The organism is Streptomyces sp. NPDC042371, assembly GCF_056437465.1.
Genome location: NZ_JBWKAP010000001.1, coordinates 1,203,202 through 1,216,280, shown reverse-complemented (window position 1 = coordinate 1,216,280; position 13,079 = coordinate 1,203,202). Strand labels below are relative to the sequence as shown.

Genomic DNA, 13,079 nt, shown 5'->3' with positions numbered 1-13,079 from the left:
CCGTGAATCCGGCCCCGAGCCCGTCCCTGAGCCGGGCCGCCCTCTCCCCGCCCGCACGCCCCAACCGTACGAACGTACGCAGCCGTTGAACGCCCGGCACCCCGCCTACGTACCTCCGTCGTGAGACCAGCCCGACCCGCCGAAAGTGCGGACACCGGAGGTACGCGTGCGCAAGGATTCCGCCGTGGCCGATGAGCGCCCGCAGCCGCACCGCCATCGTCTCGGCCGGCCCCCGGGCCCGGACGAGGAGTTGATGCGCGCCCTCTACCAGGAGCACGCGGGACCCCTTCTCGCCTATGTGCTCAGGCTGGTGGCGGGCGACCGGCAGCGCGCCGAGGACGTCGTGCAGGAGACGCTCATCCGTGCCTGGAAGAACGCCGGTCAGCTCAACAGGGCCACCGGTTCGGTACGCCCCTGGCTGGTGACGGTCGCCCGGCGCATCGTCATCGACGGTCACCGCAGCCGGCAGGCCCGGCCGCAGGAGGTCGACCCGTCGCCGCTGGAGGTCATCCCCGCGGAGGACGAGATCGATAGGGCGCTGTGGCTGATGACGCTTTCGGACGCATTGGAGGACCTGACTCCCGCACATCGGGAGGTACTTGTCGAGACCTACTTCAAAGGGCGTACGGTCAATGAGGCGGCCGAGACGCTGGGCGTACCCAGTGGGACGGTCCGTTCACGGGTCTTCTACGCGCTTCGCTCGATGAAGCTGGCGCTCGAGGAGCGGGGGGTGACGGCATGACCGATTTCCACAGCCACCACGGCGCGCACCATGACGACGACCTCCACGAGACGGTCGGTGCCTACGCCCTGGGGGTGCTCGACGACGCGGAGGCCACGCGGTTCGAGGCGCATCTCGCCGGCTGCAGGCCGTGCAGGGAGCAGCTGGACGAGCTCTCCGGCATGGAACCGATGCTGGCCGCGCTCGCGGACTTCCCCGGCCCGCGCGGCGTACCGGAGATCGGCGAGCAGCTCGCCGCCCGGCCGAGCCCCCGCCTCGCCGAGCGCCTCGTCGCCGAGGTGTCCGCCAAGCGGGAGCGCGGGCGCAGGCGCGGCCTGTACCTGGTGGCGGCGGCGGTCGCGCTGATCGTCGGCGGTCCGCTCGCGGTCCTCGCGGCGACCGGTGACGGCGGCTCGAACGACGTGGCGGCCGACCCGCACCCCACCAGCCCCGCCGAGGACGCCTTCTTCCACCACATGAAGCAGAAGGCGCGGGCCACGGACCCGAACACGAAGGTCAGCGCCACGGTCGGCACGGAGGAGAAGCCCTGGGGCACGCACGCCGTCCTGGAGCTCAAGAACGTCAAGGGCCCGCTGAAGTGCTCGCTGATCGCGGTCGGCAAGGACGGCGAGAAGGAGACCGTCAGCAGCTGGTCGGTGCCCGCGTGGGGGTACGGAATCAAGGACAGCCCGGACAAATGGGCGCGCGGTCCGCTGTACGTCCACGGGGGCGCCGCCATGGACCGCAACGACATCGACCACTTCGAGGTGACCACGTTCGAGGGTGACCGGCTGGTCAAGGTCGACGTGTAGCGCACGACAAGTGCACAGGATGGGCCCCTTTCGCCTAAGGTGGACGGCTGCTCGGTTGGGGCAGCAGCACGGTGTGAAAGGGGCCTCGGTGGCCGACGTACGCGACCGCGAGATCAGCGTCGAACAGGAACATCTCGACCAGGTCTACCGACGTCTCGAGGAGAAGATCCACGAGGCGGAGTTCCTGATGAACGACGCGGCCAAGCGCTCCCAGGTCGGTACGCCGGGTGCGCTCGCCGAGCGTGACGCGCAGGTCTTCCGCGCCGGTGTCCATCTGAACCGGCTCAACAACGAGTTCGAGGACTTCCTCTTCGGACGTATCGACCTGCTTCAGGGCAAGGACGGCAAGAAGGGGCCCGACGGCGCGTACACCGCGATCGAGCCCGCGGAGGGCGCGGTCCGCGAGGACGAGAGCGGCAAGTACGCGGAGATCGCGGAGACGCTGCACATCGGCCGCATCGGCGTCCTCGACGCGGACTACTCCCCGCTGGTCATCGACTGGCGGGCGCCCGCCGCCGCGCCGTTCTACCGCTCGACCCCGGTCGACCCCGGCCGGGTCGTGCGCCGCCGCGTCATCCGCTCCAAGGGCCGCAAGGTCCTCGGCGTCGAGGACGACCTGATGCGCCCGGAGGTCACCGCCTTCCTCGACGGCGAGACGCTCCCGGTGATCGGCGACGGCGCCCTGATGGCCGCGCTCGGCCAGGCCCGCAGCCACTCGATGCGGGACATCGTGGCGTCGATCCAGGCCGAACAGGACATGGTCATCCGGGCGCCCGCCGCTTCGGTGACGTACGTGGAGGGCGGCCCCGGCACCGGCAAGACCGCGGTGGCCCTGCACCGGGCCGCGTACCTGCTCTACCAGGACCGCCGCCGGTACGCGGGCGGCATCCTCATCGTCTCCCCGACCCCGCTCCTGGTCGCCTACACGGAGGGCGTGCTGCCCTCCCTCGGCGAGGAGGGGCAGGTCGCGATCCGCGCGGTCGGCTCGCTGGTGGAGGGCGTGGAGGCGACCGAGTACGACAGCCCCGCGGTGGCGCGGGCCAAGGGCTCGTCGCGGATGCTGAACGTGCTGCGGAGGGCGGCGCGCGGGGCGCTGGAAGGCGTGACGGTCCCGGTCCGGGACCCGGCCCCGCAGGACGGCCAGCTGTCCTTCGGCGACGAGCTCCCCGAGCCGCAGTCCGCCGCGCCCGCCACCCCCACCCGGCTCCGCGTCGTCGCCTTCGGCCGCCGTCTCGAACTGGACGCCGAGCAGCTGAACCGCATCCGCCGCAACGCCCTGGGCGGCACCGCCCCCGTCAACCTGCTGCGCCCGCGCGCCCGCAAGCTCCTCCTGGACGCCCTGTGGTCGCAGTCCGGCGCGGCGGGCCGCCACAGCGACCCCGAGCTCGCCGCCGAACTCCGTTCCTCCTTCGACGACGACATCACGTCCGAGGACGACTTCATCCGCTTCCTGGACGCCTGGTGGCCGGAGCTCACCCCGCGCGGGGTGCTGACCGCGATGAGCGACGAGAAGCGCCTGGGCCGCTGGGCCCGCCGCATCCTCAACCCGGGCGAGGTCCGCAAGGTCGCCCGCTCACTGAGGCGCGACGCCCTGTCCGTGCACGACGTGGCGCTCCTCGACGAGTTGCAGGCGATCCTCGGCACGCCGCACAGGCCGCGCAAGAAGAAGGAGCTCGACCCGCTCGACCTGCTCACCGGGCTCGAAGAGCTGATGCCGCAGCGCGAGGAGTCCCAGCGCGAGCGCGCCGAGCGCCTCGCGGCGGAGCGCACCGAGTACGCGCACGTCATCGTCGACGAGGCGCAGGACCTGACCCCCATGCAGTGGCGCATGGTCGGCCGCCGCGGACGGCACGCCACCTGGACCGTCGTCGGCGACCCGGCCCAGTCCTCGTGGTCGGACCCGGACGAGGCGGGCGCGGCGCGCGACGAGGCCCTCGGCACCCGGCCGCGCCGTCGTTTCACACTCACCGTCAACTACCGCAACCCCGCCGAGATCGCGGAGCTCGCGGCCAAGGTGCTTGCCCTGGCGATGCCGGGCGCCGAGTCCCCGTCGGCGGTCCGCTCGACCGGCGTGGAGCCCCGCTACGCCGTCGTACGGGACCGGGACCTCGCCGCGTCCGTGCGCGAGGAGGCGGCGCGGCTCCTGGAGCGGGTCGACGGGACGGTCGGTGTCGTGGTGGCCATGAACCGGCGCGAGCAGGCGGCGCGCTGGCTCGCTGGGCTCGGCGGCCGGGTCGTCGCGCTCGGCAGTCTGGAGGCCAAGGGCCTGGAGTACGACGCGACGCTCGTCGTCTCGCCCGCGGAGATCGCGGACGAGTCACCGGCGGGCCTGCGTGTGCTGTACGTGGCGCTGACCCGTGCGACGCAGCAGCTCACGGTCCTTTCGGGGGAGCGCGACGAGCCGGACGCGGAGGGCGTGCCGGACCTCCTGAGGGACTGACGGCGAGGCGTTCGGGGGACCGGCCGCGAGGCGTTCGGGGGGCCGATCGCAAAGAGAACGCACGGATGCCCGGGACGGGAATTGCCTTACGGGGTTCGTTTGTTACCTTGGATGTGGCACCGGCTCGATCCAAGCCCCCGGGCCCAACCATCGTCGCTACGAGCGACCACTTGCCGCGAGGCGAGCATGGCGGGTCGGTGTCATAAGCGTTCGAGAGGCCCACGTCACCAAGTGACGTGGGCCTCTTTCTGTTTTGGACAACTTCTCGTATGGTGGAAACAAGTTTCCAAAAACGCAGCGCACTGGCCGGTGAACAAAACGTTCTCAATCCGGGGCGGCTACCACGTACTCGGCGGTAGGTGCGACCATCGGACGGCAAGAGCTACAAGGTGAAAGCAGAGGAAGTCGGCCATGGCAACGGCGCCCAGCGTCTCCTACTCGATGACGGTCCGGCTGGAGGTGCCCGCGAGCGGAACGGCGGTCTCCCAGCTCACCACGGCCGTCGAGTCATCCGGGGGCTCGGTCACCGGCCTCGACGTCACGGCCTCCGGCCACGAGATGCTGCGGATCGACGTGACGATCGCGGCGTCCTCCACCACGCACGCCGACGAGATCGTCGAGCAGCTGCGCACCATCGAGGGCGTCACCCTCGGCAAGGTCTCCGACCGTACGTTCCTGATGCACCTCGGCGGCAAGATCGAGATGCAGTCCAAGCACCCCATCAGGAACCGTGACGACCTCTCCATGGTCTACACCCCGGGCGTCGCCCGGGTCTGCATGGCGATCGCGGAGAACCCCGAGGACGCGCGCCGTCTGACCATCAAGCGCAACTCCGTTGCGGTCGTAACGGACGGATCGGCCGTTCTGGGCCTCGGCAACATCGGCCCGAAGGCCGCGCTGCCGGTCATGGAGGGCAAGGCGGCCCTCTTCAAGCGCTTCGCCGGTATCGACGCCTGGCCGATCTGCCTGGACACCCAGGACACCGACGCCATCGTCGAGATCGTCAAGGCCATCGCCCCCGGCTTCGCGGGCATCAACCTGGAGGACATCTCGGCGCCCCGCTGCTTCGAGATCGAGGCCCGGCTGCGCGAGGCCCTCGACATCCCCGTCTTCCACGACGACCAGCACGGCACCGCCATCGTCGTCCTCGCCTCCCTCACCAACGCCCTGCGCGTGGTGGGCAAGGGCATCGGCGACGTGCGCGTGGTCATGTCGGGCGCGGGCGCGGCCGGTACGGCCATCCTCAAGCTGCTGCTCGCCGCTGGCGTCAAGAACGCCGTCGTGGCCGACATCCACGGCGTCGTGCACGCCGACCGCGAGGACCTGGTGGGCGCCGAGGCGGACTCGCCGCTGCGCTGGATCGCCGACAACACCAACCCCGAGGGCCTCACGGGCACCCTCAAGGAGGCCGTCGTCGGCGCCGACGTCTTCATCGGCGTGTCGGCTCCGAACGTGCTGAACGGCGACGATGTCGCCGCGATGGCCGATGACGCCATCGTGTTCGCGCTCGCGAACCCGGACCCCGAGGTCGACCCGGCGATCGCCCGCCAGACGGCGGCAGTTGTCGCCACCGGGCGCTCGGACTTCCCGAACCAGATCAACAACGTCCTGGTCTTCCCCGGCGTCTTCCGCGGCCTCCTGGACGCCCAGTCGCGCACGGTCAACACGGAGATGATGCTGGCCGCCGCGGGCGCCCTGGCGGACGTCGTCGCCGAGGACGAGCTGAACCGGAACTACATCATCCCCAGCGTCTTCAACGACAAGGTCGCACCCGCCGTGGCGGACGCCGTGCGCACCGCCGCGAAGGCCGCGGGCGCCGCTGTGACAGGCGCCACGGCCTAGCGACACGGCGCGTCGCGGGACCCGGGCCCCACGGGGCCCCTCTAGGGTGGCTTGGCAGATAGCCCTCCCGGCCCCCGGCATTTCAGGGGCGGCGGACGCTTTTCGTGTGACCCCCAAGGGCGCCGGATTGGCTTTCCCGCCGCAGGTGGGGGCAGGATGCGTAATCGGGCGCGAGGGTCTGAGGTCAGACCCGGGTCCGGGGACTGTCCGAGGACCCTGGCAGCATCGTCTTCGCTGTGCCCATCATGCGGCTCTGCCGCGTGGCACGCCTCAACGGCAAAAGAACACGGGAGTACAAACATGAACCGCAGTGAGCTGGTGGCCGCGCTGGCCGACCGCGCCGAGGTGACCCGCAAGGACGCCGACGCCGTGCTGGCCGCGTTCGCCGAGACCGTCGGCGAGATCGTTGCCAAGGGCGACGAGAAGGTCACCATCCCCGGCTTCCTGACCTTCGAGCGCACCCACCGTGCCGCTCGCACCGCCCGCAACCCGCAGACCGGCGAGCCGATCAACATCCCGGCCGGTTACAGCGTCAAGGTTTCGGCTGGTTCCAAGCTGAAGGAAGCGGCGAAGGGCAAGTAGCCCCGAGCAGCTGAAAGAGGCGGCCACCCATTCGGGTGGCCGCCTCTTTCGCGTGCCGTGGTGCTTGCCGTGCCTGCCGTCAGGCCAGCGGGGCCTTGCCGGGCAGCTCGACCTTCGCGCCGAGCTCCACGAGCTTCGCCATGAAGTTCTCGTAGCCGCGGTTGATCAGGTCGATGCCGTGGACACGGGACGTGCCCTGCGCCGCCAGGGCCGCGATGAGGTACGAGAAGCCGCCGCGCAGGTCCGGGATGACCAGATCGGCGCCCTGGAGCTTCGTGGGGCCGCTGACGACCGCCGAGTGGAGGAAGTTCCGCTGGCCGAAGCGGCAGTCGGAGCCGCCCAGGCACTCGCGGTAGAGCTGGATGTGCGCGCCCATCTGGTTGAGCGCCGAGGTGAAGCCGAGCCGGGACTCGTAGACCGTCTCGTGGACGATGGACAGGCCCGCGGCCTGCGTCAGGGCCACGACGAGCGGCTGCTGCCAGTCGGTCTGGAAGCCGGGGTGCACGTCCGTCTCCAGGGCGATCGCGTTGAGCGAGCCGCCCGGGTGCCAGAAGCGGATGCCCTCGTCGTCGATCTCGAAGGCACCGCCCACCTTCCGGTAGGTGTTCAGGAAGGTCATCATCGAGCGCTGCTGGGCGCCGCGGACGTAGATGTTGCCTTCGGTCGCCAGGGCCGCGGAAGCCCAGGAGGCAGCCTCCAGGCGGTCCGAGAGGGCGTGGTGGTTGTAGCCGCCGAGGCTGTCGACACCGGTGATCCGGATGGTCCGGTCCGTGTCCATGGCGATGATCGCGCCCATTTTCTGCAGGACGCAGATCAGGTCCTCGATCTCGGGCTCGACCGCGGCGTTCGAGAGCTCGGTCACGCCCTCCGCGAGCACGGCGGTGAGCAGGACCTGCTCGGTGGCGCCCACGGACGGGTACGGCAGACGGATCTTGGTGCCGCGCAGGCGCTGCGGGGCCTCCAGGTACTGACCGCCCTCGCGCTTCTCGATGGTGGCGCCGAACTGGCGGAGCACCTCGAAGTGGAAGTCGATCGGACGGCCGCCGATGTCGCAGCCGCCGAGGCCGGGGATGAAGGCGTGCCCGAGGCGGTGCAGCAGGGGGCCGCAGAAGAGGATCGGAATGCGCGACGAGCCCGCGTGGGCGTCGATGTCGGCGACGTTCGCGCTCTCCACGTGGGAGGGGTCCATGATGAGCTCGCCCGGCTCCTCGCCGGGGCGGACCGTGACGCCGTGCAGCTGCAGCAGGCCGCGCACGACGCGTACGTCACGGATGTCGGGGACATTGCGCAGCCGGCTCGGGGCGCTGCCGAGCAGCGCGGCCACCATGGCCTTTGGCACGAGGTTCTTCGCGCCGCGGACACGGATCTCGCCCTCGAGCGGGGTACCGCCATGGACAAGCAGGACATCATCGGTGACGGTCATGAATCTCGCGTTCCGATTGGCTGGACGGGGGGACCAAAGGGCCAAGCGTAATGGCCGCGTACCCCCCTTCCGTAAGGCTGCGGACGCACAAACCACGTCATGAGTTCGTGACAACACGAACCGTGCGGAACCGGACACACCGGGTCACCACCCGCGACGTGCGTCCCGGCCGCCTCTTCCGGGCCCTGAGCTGCATTCACTCCGGTATGCGCATTGCCTCCCCGCGCAGGGCAAAGATGCGGGATCATGTGGTCCATGACCGAGGTGTCCTCGCTCACAGGCCGGCTGCTCGTGGCCACACCGGCCCTGGCGGACCCGAACTTCGACCGCGCGGTGGTGCTGCTCCTCGACCACGACGAGAAGGGCTCGCTCGGCGTTGTCCTGAACCGCCCGACGCCGGTGGACGTCACCGACATCCTGGAGGGCTGGGGGGAGCTGGCGGGCGCGCCGGGGGTGGTCTTCCAGGGCGGTCCCGTCTCGCTGGACTCGGCGCTCGGGGTCGCGGTGATCCCCGGTGAGAAGGGCGCGCCGCCGCGCGCCGCCCGGCGGCGGGCCGGTGCGCGGTCCCCCGTCCCCGCGGACCCCATCGGCTTCCGCCGTGTGCACGGCGCGATCGGCCTCGTCGACCTGGAGGCCCCGCCGGAGCTCCTCGCCGCGGCCCTCGGCTCCCTGCGGATCTTCGCGGGCTATTCGGGCTGGGGCCCCGGGCAGCTGGAGAACGAGCTGGCGGACGGCGCCTGGTACGTGGTCGAGTCCGAGCCGGGTGACGTCTCGTCGCCGGACCCGGAGCGGCTGTGGCGGGCGGTGCTGCGGCGCCAGCGCAGCGAGCTCGCGATGGTGGCGACCTATCCGGACGACCCGTCGCTGAACTGACGGGAGCCGGACTGCCGGGACTGGTGCAGGTACCGCTCGGCCAGCGGATGGGCGTCCCTGGCGGGGATCGCCAGGTGCACGGTGACGGACGGGGCGTTCTTCAGGCGTACGCAGCGCAGCGACGGGTGGGTGTTCCTGCGGGCCACCGGTTCGGGGGCGATGCCCACCCCGTGCCCCGCGGCCACCGCCTCCAGCCACTCGTCGAGGTTGTCGGCGGTGCAGGCGAGCCGGGGCCGACGCTCCGGGGGCCACAGTTCCGGTCTTGTCGTGCCGGTCACCGTGTTCACGACCAGCGGCAGATCGGCGAGCTCAGCCCAGTCGACCACGCGGCGCCCCGCCAGCTCCGCGGCCCCCCGCGCGACGACGGCGACGCGCGGCTCCCGCAGCAGCACCCGGGTGCGGACCGCGGCGCCGGACGGCACGTCGCCCCGTACGACCGCGACGTCGCACGCGCCCGACAGGAGCCCGGCGAGCGGCTCGTCGCGCCGCACGAGCCGCACCCCCGCGCCGGTCGCCGCCTTGAAGGCGTGGACGAGCTCCGCGCAGGCCTGCGGCAGGAGCGAGGTGAACCCGAGCCGCAGGAGGGGCGGCTCGCTGCCCGCGGTGCGCAGCGCCCCGTCGATCCGGGAGAGCAGTGGCGCCAGCTCGTCGCGCAGTCGGCTGCCGGCCTCGGTGAGTTCGACGCGCCGCGTGGTCCGCTCCAGGAGGCGGGTGGCGAGGGCGTCCTCCAAGGCCCGCACGGTCCGCGTGAGTGCGGGCTGCCCGACGCGCAGGGCCGCGGCGGCGTGCGTGAAGCTCAACTCGTCGGCGACGGCGAGGAAGCCTCGCAGGTGGCGCAGTTCGACACCGTCCGGTACGTGATCCATGCCGCCCCAGCATAAATGAGCGCCGCAGGCATTTCCCCCGGGATGCGGAGGGTGCCTACGTTTCCCACTCGCCGTGCGAAGCGGCGCGAGGAGACAGGGGAGTTGAGCGCTGTGCGCAAGGTGTGGCTGTTGATGGTGGGGTCCTTCACGCTGGGGCTCGACGCCTATGTGATGGCGGGGCTGCTGCCGGTGGTCGCCGACGACCTGGGGACGACCGTCTCGCTCGCCGGGCAGATGGTCACCGTCTTCACCCTCGCGTACGCGGTGAGCGCGCCGCTCGTCGCCGGGCTGCTCTCCGGGGTGCGGCCGCGCGTGCTGATCGTCGCCTCGCTCGCCGTCTTCACGCTCGGCAACGGGCTCACCGCGCTCGCGCCGGGCCTCGCCGTGCTGCTCGTCTCGCGTGCGGTGGCGGGGGTCGGCGCGGGGGTCTACTCGGCGCTGTCCACCGCGGCCGCCGCCTCGCTCGCGGGGGAGGAGCGGCGCGGGCGGGCGCTCGCGCTGGTGATGGGCGGGATGAGTTCGGGCACGGTCCTCGGGGTGCCGCTGGGCGTGCTGCTCGCCGACCACACGTCGTGGCGGGCCACGATGTGGCTGGTGACGGGGCTCGGCGCGGTCGCGCTGATCGGCCTTGCGGTGGGGCTGCCCGAGGTGCCCGCCGCGCCGTCGGTGCCGATGCGGGCGCGGCTCGCGGCGCTCACCGACCGGAAGGTGCTGCCCATCGTCGGCGTCTCCTTCCTGGGCGCGGTGGCGAGCCTCGGCCTCTACACCTACCTCGCGCCGGTGCTCGACTCGGCGGGCGGCGTCGGCGAGGGACAGGTGGCGCCCTACCTGTGGGCGTGGGGGATCGGCGGCGTGCTCGGCAGCGTCGTCGCCGGGCCGCTCGTGGACCGCACCGGCCGGGTGTTCGCCCTGGTGACCGGGATCGTCGCCACCCTCGTCGTCGCGATCGGCGTCCTGCCGCTGCTCGGCGCCGCCGCCTACCCCGCGCTCGTCGTCTGGGGCGCCGCGGGCTGGGCGTTCCAGGTCCCGCAGCAGCACCGCCTCCTCGCCCTGCGCGCCGGACGCGGCACGGTCGCCCTCGCCCTCAACAACTCCGCGCTCTACCTGGGCAGCGCGGTCGGCTCCGGGGCGGCCGGGCTCGCCCTCGCGGGGGGACTCGCACCCAAGTACCTGCCCTGGGCGGCGGCCGCGGTGGCGGCGGCGGGCCTGGCCCTGCACCTGCTGCACCGGGCCCCCGCGCAGCCCCCGGCCGCCGCCTCACCCGACACTGCCGCTGCCGGGACGCCCCGGGCGTGAGTACCCTTGGCCGTTATGAGCACTCTTGAGCCCGAGCCCGAGCGCGGGGCAGGTACGGGGACCCTCGTTGAGCCGGCGCCGCAGGTGTCGCACGGTGACGGCGACCACGAGCGCTATGCGCATTACGTCCAGAAGGACAAGATCATGGCGAGCGCGCTCGACGGCACGCCCGTCGTGGCGCTCTGCGGCAAGGTGTGGGTCCCCGGCCGCGACCCGAAGAAGTACCCCGTCTGTCCCATGTGCAAGGAGATCTACGAGTCCATGGGTGCAGGCGGCGACAAGGACAAGGGCGGCAAGGACGGCAAGAAGTAGTCCCTTCCGGTCCTTGACGAGACCCCTTCACGGCCCCTGACGAGACCGGTTCCGGTCACCCGACGAGGCCACTCGCCCGAGGGGCGTTGCGCCTGCCGCAACGCCCCTTTTGCGTTGTGCAATCGCGTGACAGCCTACGGTTTCATGACCTTTGAGCACCTCATCCCGGCGCCCGCACGCGCCGAGGCCACGCAGAGCTCGTCCTTCGTCATCGACGCCGCCACGACCCTCTGGGCCGGGCCCGGCACCGAGTCCACCGAGCGGTGGCTGCGGGCCGCGCTCGGCGGCGCGCTCGGTCTGTCCCTCCAGCACGGCTCCGACGGCGCCGCCAACTCCCTTGCCCTGCGCGTCGACGACTCCCTGGAGCCGGAGGCGTACCGGCTCACCATCGACAGCGACCGGGTCGAGATCCGCGGCGGCGCGGCAGCCGGTGTGTTCTGGGGCGCCCAGACGCTGCGTCAGCTCGTCGGCCCCGACGCCTTCCGCCGCGCCCGACTGCGGCCCGACGGCGCCGAGGTGGCCGTCCCCGCGGGGGTGATCGAGGACGCGCCCCGCTTCGGCTGGCGCGGCATGATGCTCGACGTCTCCCGGTACTTCATGCCGAAGGACGGGGTCCTGCGCTACCTCGACCTGCTCGCCGCGCACAAGCTCAACGTCTTCCACTTCCACATCACCGACGACCAGGGCTGGCGCGTGGAGATCAAGCGCCACCCCAGGCTCACCGAGGTCGGCTCCTGGCGGTCCCGCACCAGGTGGGGCCACCGCGCCTCGCCCCTCTGGACCGAGCACCCGCACGGCGGTTACTACACCCAGGACGACATCCGCGAGATCGTCGCGTACGCGGACTCCCTGCACATCACCGTCGTCCCGGAGATCGACATCCCCGGGCACTCGCAGGCCGCCATCACCGCCTATCCGTACCTCGGCAACAGCGACGTCGTCGACACCGAGGCGATGACGGTCTGGGACAGCTGGGGCGTCAGCCCGAACGTCCTGGCCCCCACTGAAGACGTACTCCGCTTCTACGAAGGGGTCTTCGAGGAGATCCTCGACCTCTTCCCCTCCACCTTCGTCCACGTCGGCGGCGACGAGTGCCCCAAGGACCAGTGGAAGGCCTCGGCCACCGCGCAGGCCCGCATCAAGGAGCTCGGGGTCGGCGACGAGGACGGGCTGCAGAGCTGGTTCATCCGGCACTTCGACCGCTGGCTCGCCGACCGCGGGCGGCGGCTCATCGGCTGGGACGAGATCCTGGAGGGCGGCCTCGCCGAAGGCGCCACCGTCTCCTCCTGGCGCGGCTACCGGGGCGGCATCGACGCGGCCAAGGCGGGCCACGACGTCGTCATGTGCCCCGAGCAGCAGGTGTATCTGAACTTCCGGGAGGACGGCGGCCCCGACGAGCCGATGCCCATCGCCTACGTCCGCACCCTGGAGGACGTCTACCGCTTCGAGCCCGTCCCCGCCGAGCTCACCGAGGAGGAGGCGGCCCACGTCCTGGGCACCCAGGCCAACGTCTGGACCGAGGTGATGGAGCACCAGGGACGCGTCGACTACCAGGTGTTCCCGCGCCTCGCGGCCTTCTGCGAAGTGGCGTGGCGGAAGCTGCCCGCCCCCGCCGAACGGGACTTCGCCGACTTCGAGCGGCGAATGACCGCCCATTACCCGCGACTTGACGCCCTGGGGGTCGACTACCGGCCGCCGAGCGGCCCGCTGCCGCGGCACCAGCGCCCCGGCGTGCTCGGACGCCCGATCGAGGGGCCGCCCCCGAACCTGTGAGCAGGGCCCCGAGCGCGTGCTCCCGGCGGCCCACGCCGGGAGCACGCGCCGCCGGAAGCCGTGCGAAACCGCCACATCCGCCTGGTTCGCGGACGAATGCCTCCTAGCGGACCCCCGCGTCGGGGCCCGGGGAAGATGT

General features: G+C 71.7%; 11 protein-coding genes. 9 read left to right on the top strand and 2 right to left on the bottom strand.

Annotation, left to right across the window (positions count from 1 at the left end; all coding sequences use genetic code 11):
* The first annotated feature begins 166 nt into the window (after positions 1–166).
* From AC068B_RS05375 to AC068B_RS05355, 5 genes are all read left to right on the top strand, one after another.
* Positions 167–742 carry a sigma-70 family RNA polymerase sigma factor gene (locus tag AC068B_RS05375; protein WP_478669100.1) on the top strand — a complete coding sequence of 192 codons (576 nt, stop codon included), beginning with the start codon at positions 167–169 and terminating at the stop codon, positions 740–742.
* Complete coding sequence (locus AC068B_RS05370) at positions 739–1,533, top strand: zf-HC2 domain-containing protein (RefSeq protein WP_478669099.1); 795 nt, start codon at positions 739–741, stop codon at positions 1,531–1,533. The genes AC068B_RS05375 and AC068B_RS05370 overlap by 4 nt, the downstream gene beginning before the upstream one ends.
* A gap of 88 nt (positions 1,534–1,621) precedes the next feature.
* Positions 1,622–3,973, top strand: a complete 2,352-nt coding sequence (locus AC068B_RS05365) for a HelD family protein (protein WP_478669098.1) — start codon at positions 1,622–1,624, stop codon at positions 3,971–3,973.
* A gap of 411 nt (positions 3,974–4,384) precedes the next feature.
* Complete coding sequence (locus AC068B_RS05360; RefSeq protein ID WP_478669097.1) at positions 4,385–5,815, top strand: NAD-dependent malic enzyme; 1,431 nt, start codon at positions 4,385–4,387, stop codon at positions 5,813–5,815.
* A 300-nt stretch (positions 5,816–6,115) separates the two neighbouring features.
* The gene (locus AC068B_RS05355; protein ID WP_016645140.1) at positions 6,116–6,397 is read left to right on the top strand and encodes an HU family DNA-binding protein; all 282 of its coding nucleotides are present in this window, start codon (positions 6,116–6,118) and stop codon (positions 6,395–6,397) included.
* A gap of 79 nt (positions 6,398–6,476) precedes the next feature.
* Here the strand turns inward: AC068B_RS05355 and murA are convergent, their stop codons facing one another.
* Positions 6,477–7,820, bottom strand: coding sequence for a UDP-N-acetylglucosamine 1-carboxyvinyltransferase (murA, locus tag AC068B_RS05350; RefSeq protein WP_478669095.1), 1,344 nt, complete (start codon positions 7,818–7,820; stop codon positions 6,477–6,479).
* A 255-nt stretch (positions 7,821–8,075) separates the two neighbouring features.
* Here murA and AC068B_RS05345 point away from each other — a divergent pair, with 255 nt between their 5' ends.
* On the top strand, positions 8,076–8,693 hold the full coding sequence (locus AC068B_RS05345) for a YqgE/AlgH family protein (protein WP_478669094.1): 618 nt from the start codon (positions 8,076–8,078) through the stop codon (positions 8,691–8,693).
* On the opposite strand, the gene AC068B_RS05340 is transcribed toward AC068B_RS05345, so the two are convergent.
* Entirely contained in the window at positions 8,666–9,559 is an 894-nt protein-coding gene (locus AC068B_RS05340) for a LysR family transcriptional regulator (protein WP_478669092.1), read from the bottom strand. The two genes, AC068B_RS05345 and AC068B_RS05340, sit on opposite strands and share 28 nt — an antisense overlap.
* A 111-nt stretch (positions 9,560–9,670) precedes the next feature.
* Between AC068B_RS05340 and AC068B_RS05335 the strand changes: the two genes are divergently transcribed.
* The 3 genes from AC068B_RS05335 (at position 9,671) to AC068B_RS05325 (ending at position 12,940) form a co-directional block, all read left to right on the top strand.
* Positions 9,671–10,855, top strand: coding sequence for an MFS transporter (locus AC068B_RS05335; protein ID WP_478669278.1), 1,185 nt, complete (start codon positions 9,671–9,673; stop codon positions 10,853–10,855).
* 15 nt (positions 10,856–10,870) lie between these two features.
* On the top strand, positions 10,871–11,167 hold the full coding sequence (locus AC068B_RS05330) for a DUF3039 domain-containing protein (protein WP_356267418.1): 297 nt from the start codon (positions 10,871–10,873) through the stop codon (positions 11,165–11,167).
* Between the two features lie 144 nt (positions 11,168–11,311).
* Positions 11,312–12,940 carry a beta-N-acetylhexosaminidase gene (locus AC068B_RS05325; protein ID WP_478669091.1) on the top strand — a complete coding sequence of 543 codons (1,629 nt, stop codon included), beginning with the start codon at positions 11,312–11,314 and terminating at the stop codon, positions 12,938–12,940.
* Positions 12,941–13,079 lie beyond the last annotated feature (139 nt).

What these genes read in the sequence shown, in the direction of transcription:
- AC068B_RS05345 (WP_478669094.1), top strand. Translation starts at nt 8,076, where the DNA reads ATGACCGAGGTGTCCTCGCTCACAGGCCGGCTGCTCGTGGCCACACCG.
- AC068B_RS05325 (WP_478669091.1), top strand. Translation starts at nt 11,312, where the DNA reads ATGACCTTTGAGCACCTCATCCCGGCGCCCGCACGCGCCGAGGCCACG.
- AC068B_RS05340 (WP_478669092.1), bottom strand. Translation starts at nt 9,559, where the DNA reads ATGGATCACGTACCGGACGGTGTCGAACTGCGCCACCTGCGAGGCTTC.
- AC068B_RS05330 (WP_356267418.1), top strand. Translation starts at nt 10,871, where the DNA reads ATGAGCACTCTTGAGCCCGAGCCCGAGCGCGGGGCAGGTACGGGGACC.
- murA (WP_478669095.1), bottom strand. Translation starts at nt 7,820, where the DNA reads ATGACCGTCACCGATGATGTCCTGCTTGTCCATGGCGGTACCCCGCTC.
- AC068B_RS05370 (WP_478669099.1), top strand. Translation starts at nt 739, where the DNA reads ATGACCGATTTCCACAGCCACCACGGCGCGCACCATGACGACGACCTC.
- AC068B_RS05355 (WP_016645140.1), top strand. Translation starts at nt 6,116, where the DNA reads ATGAACCGCAGTGAGCTGGTGGCCGCGCTGGCCGACCGCGCCGAGGTG.
- AC068B_RS05360 (WP_478669097.1), top strand. Translation starts at nt 4,385, where the DNA reads ATGGCAACGGCGCCCAGCGTCTCCTACTCGATGACGGTCCGGCTGGAG.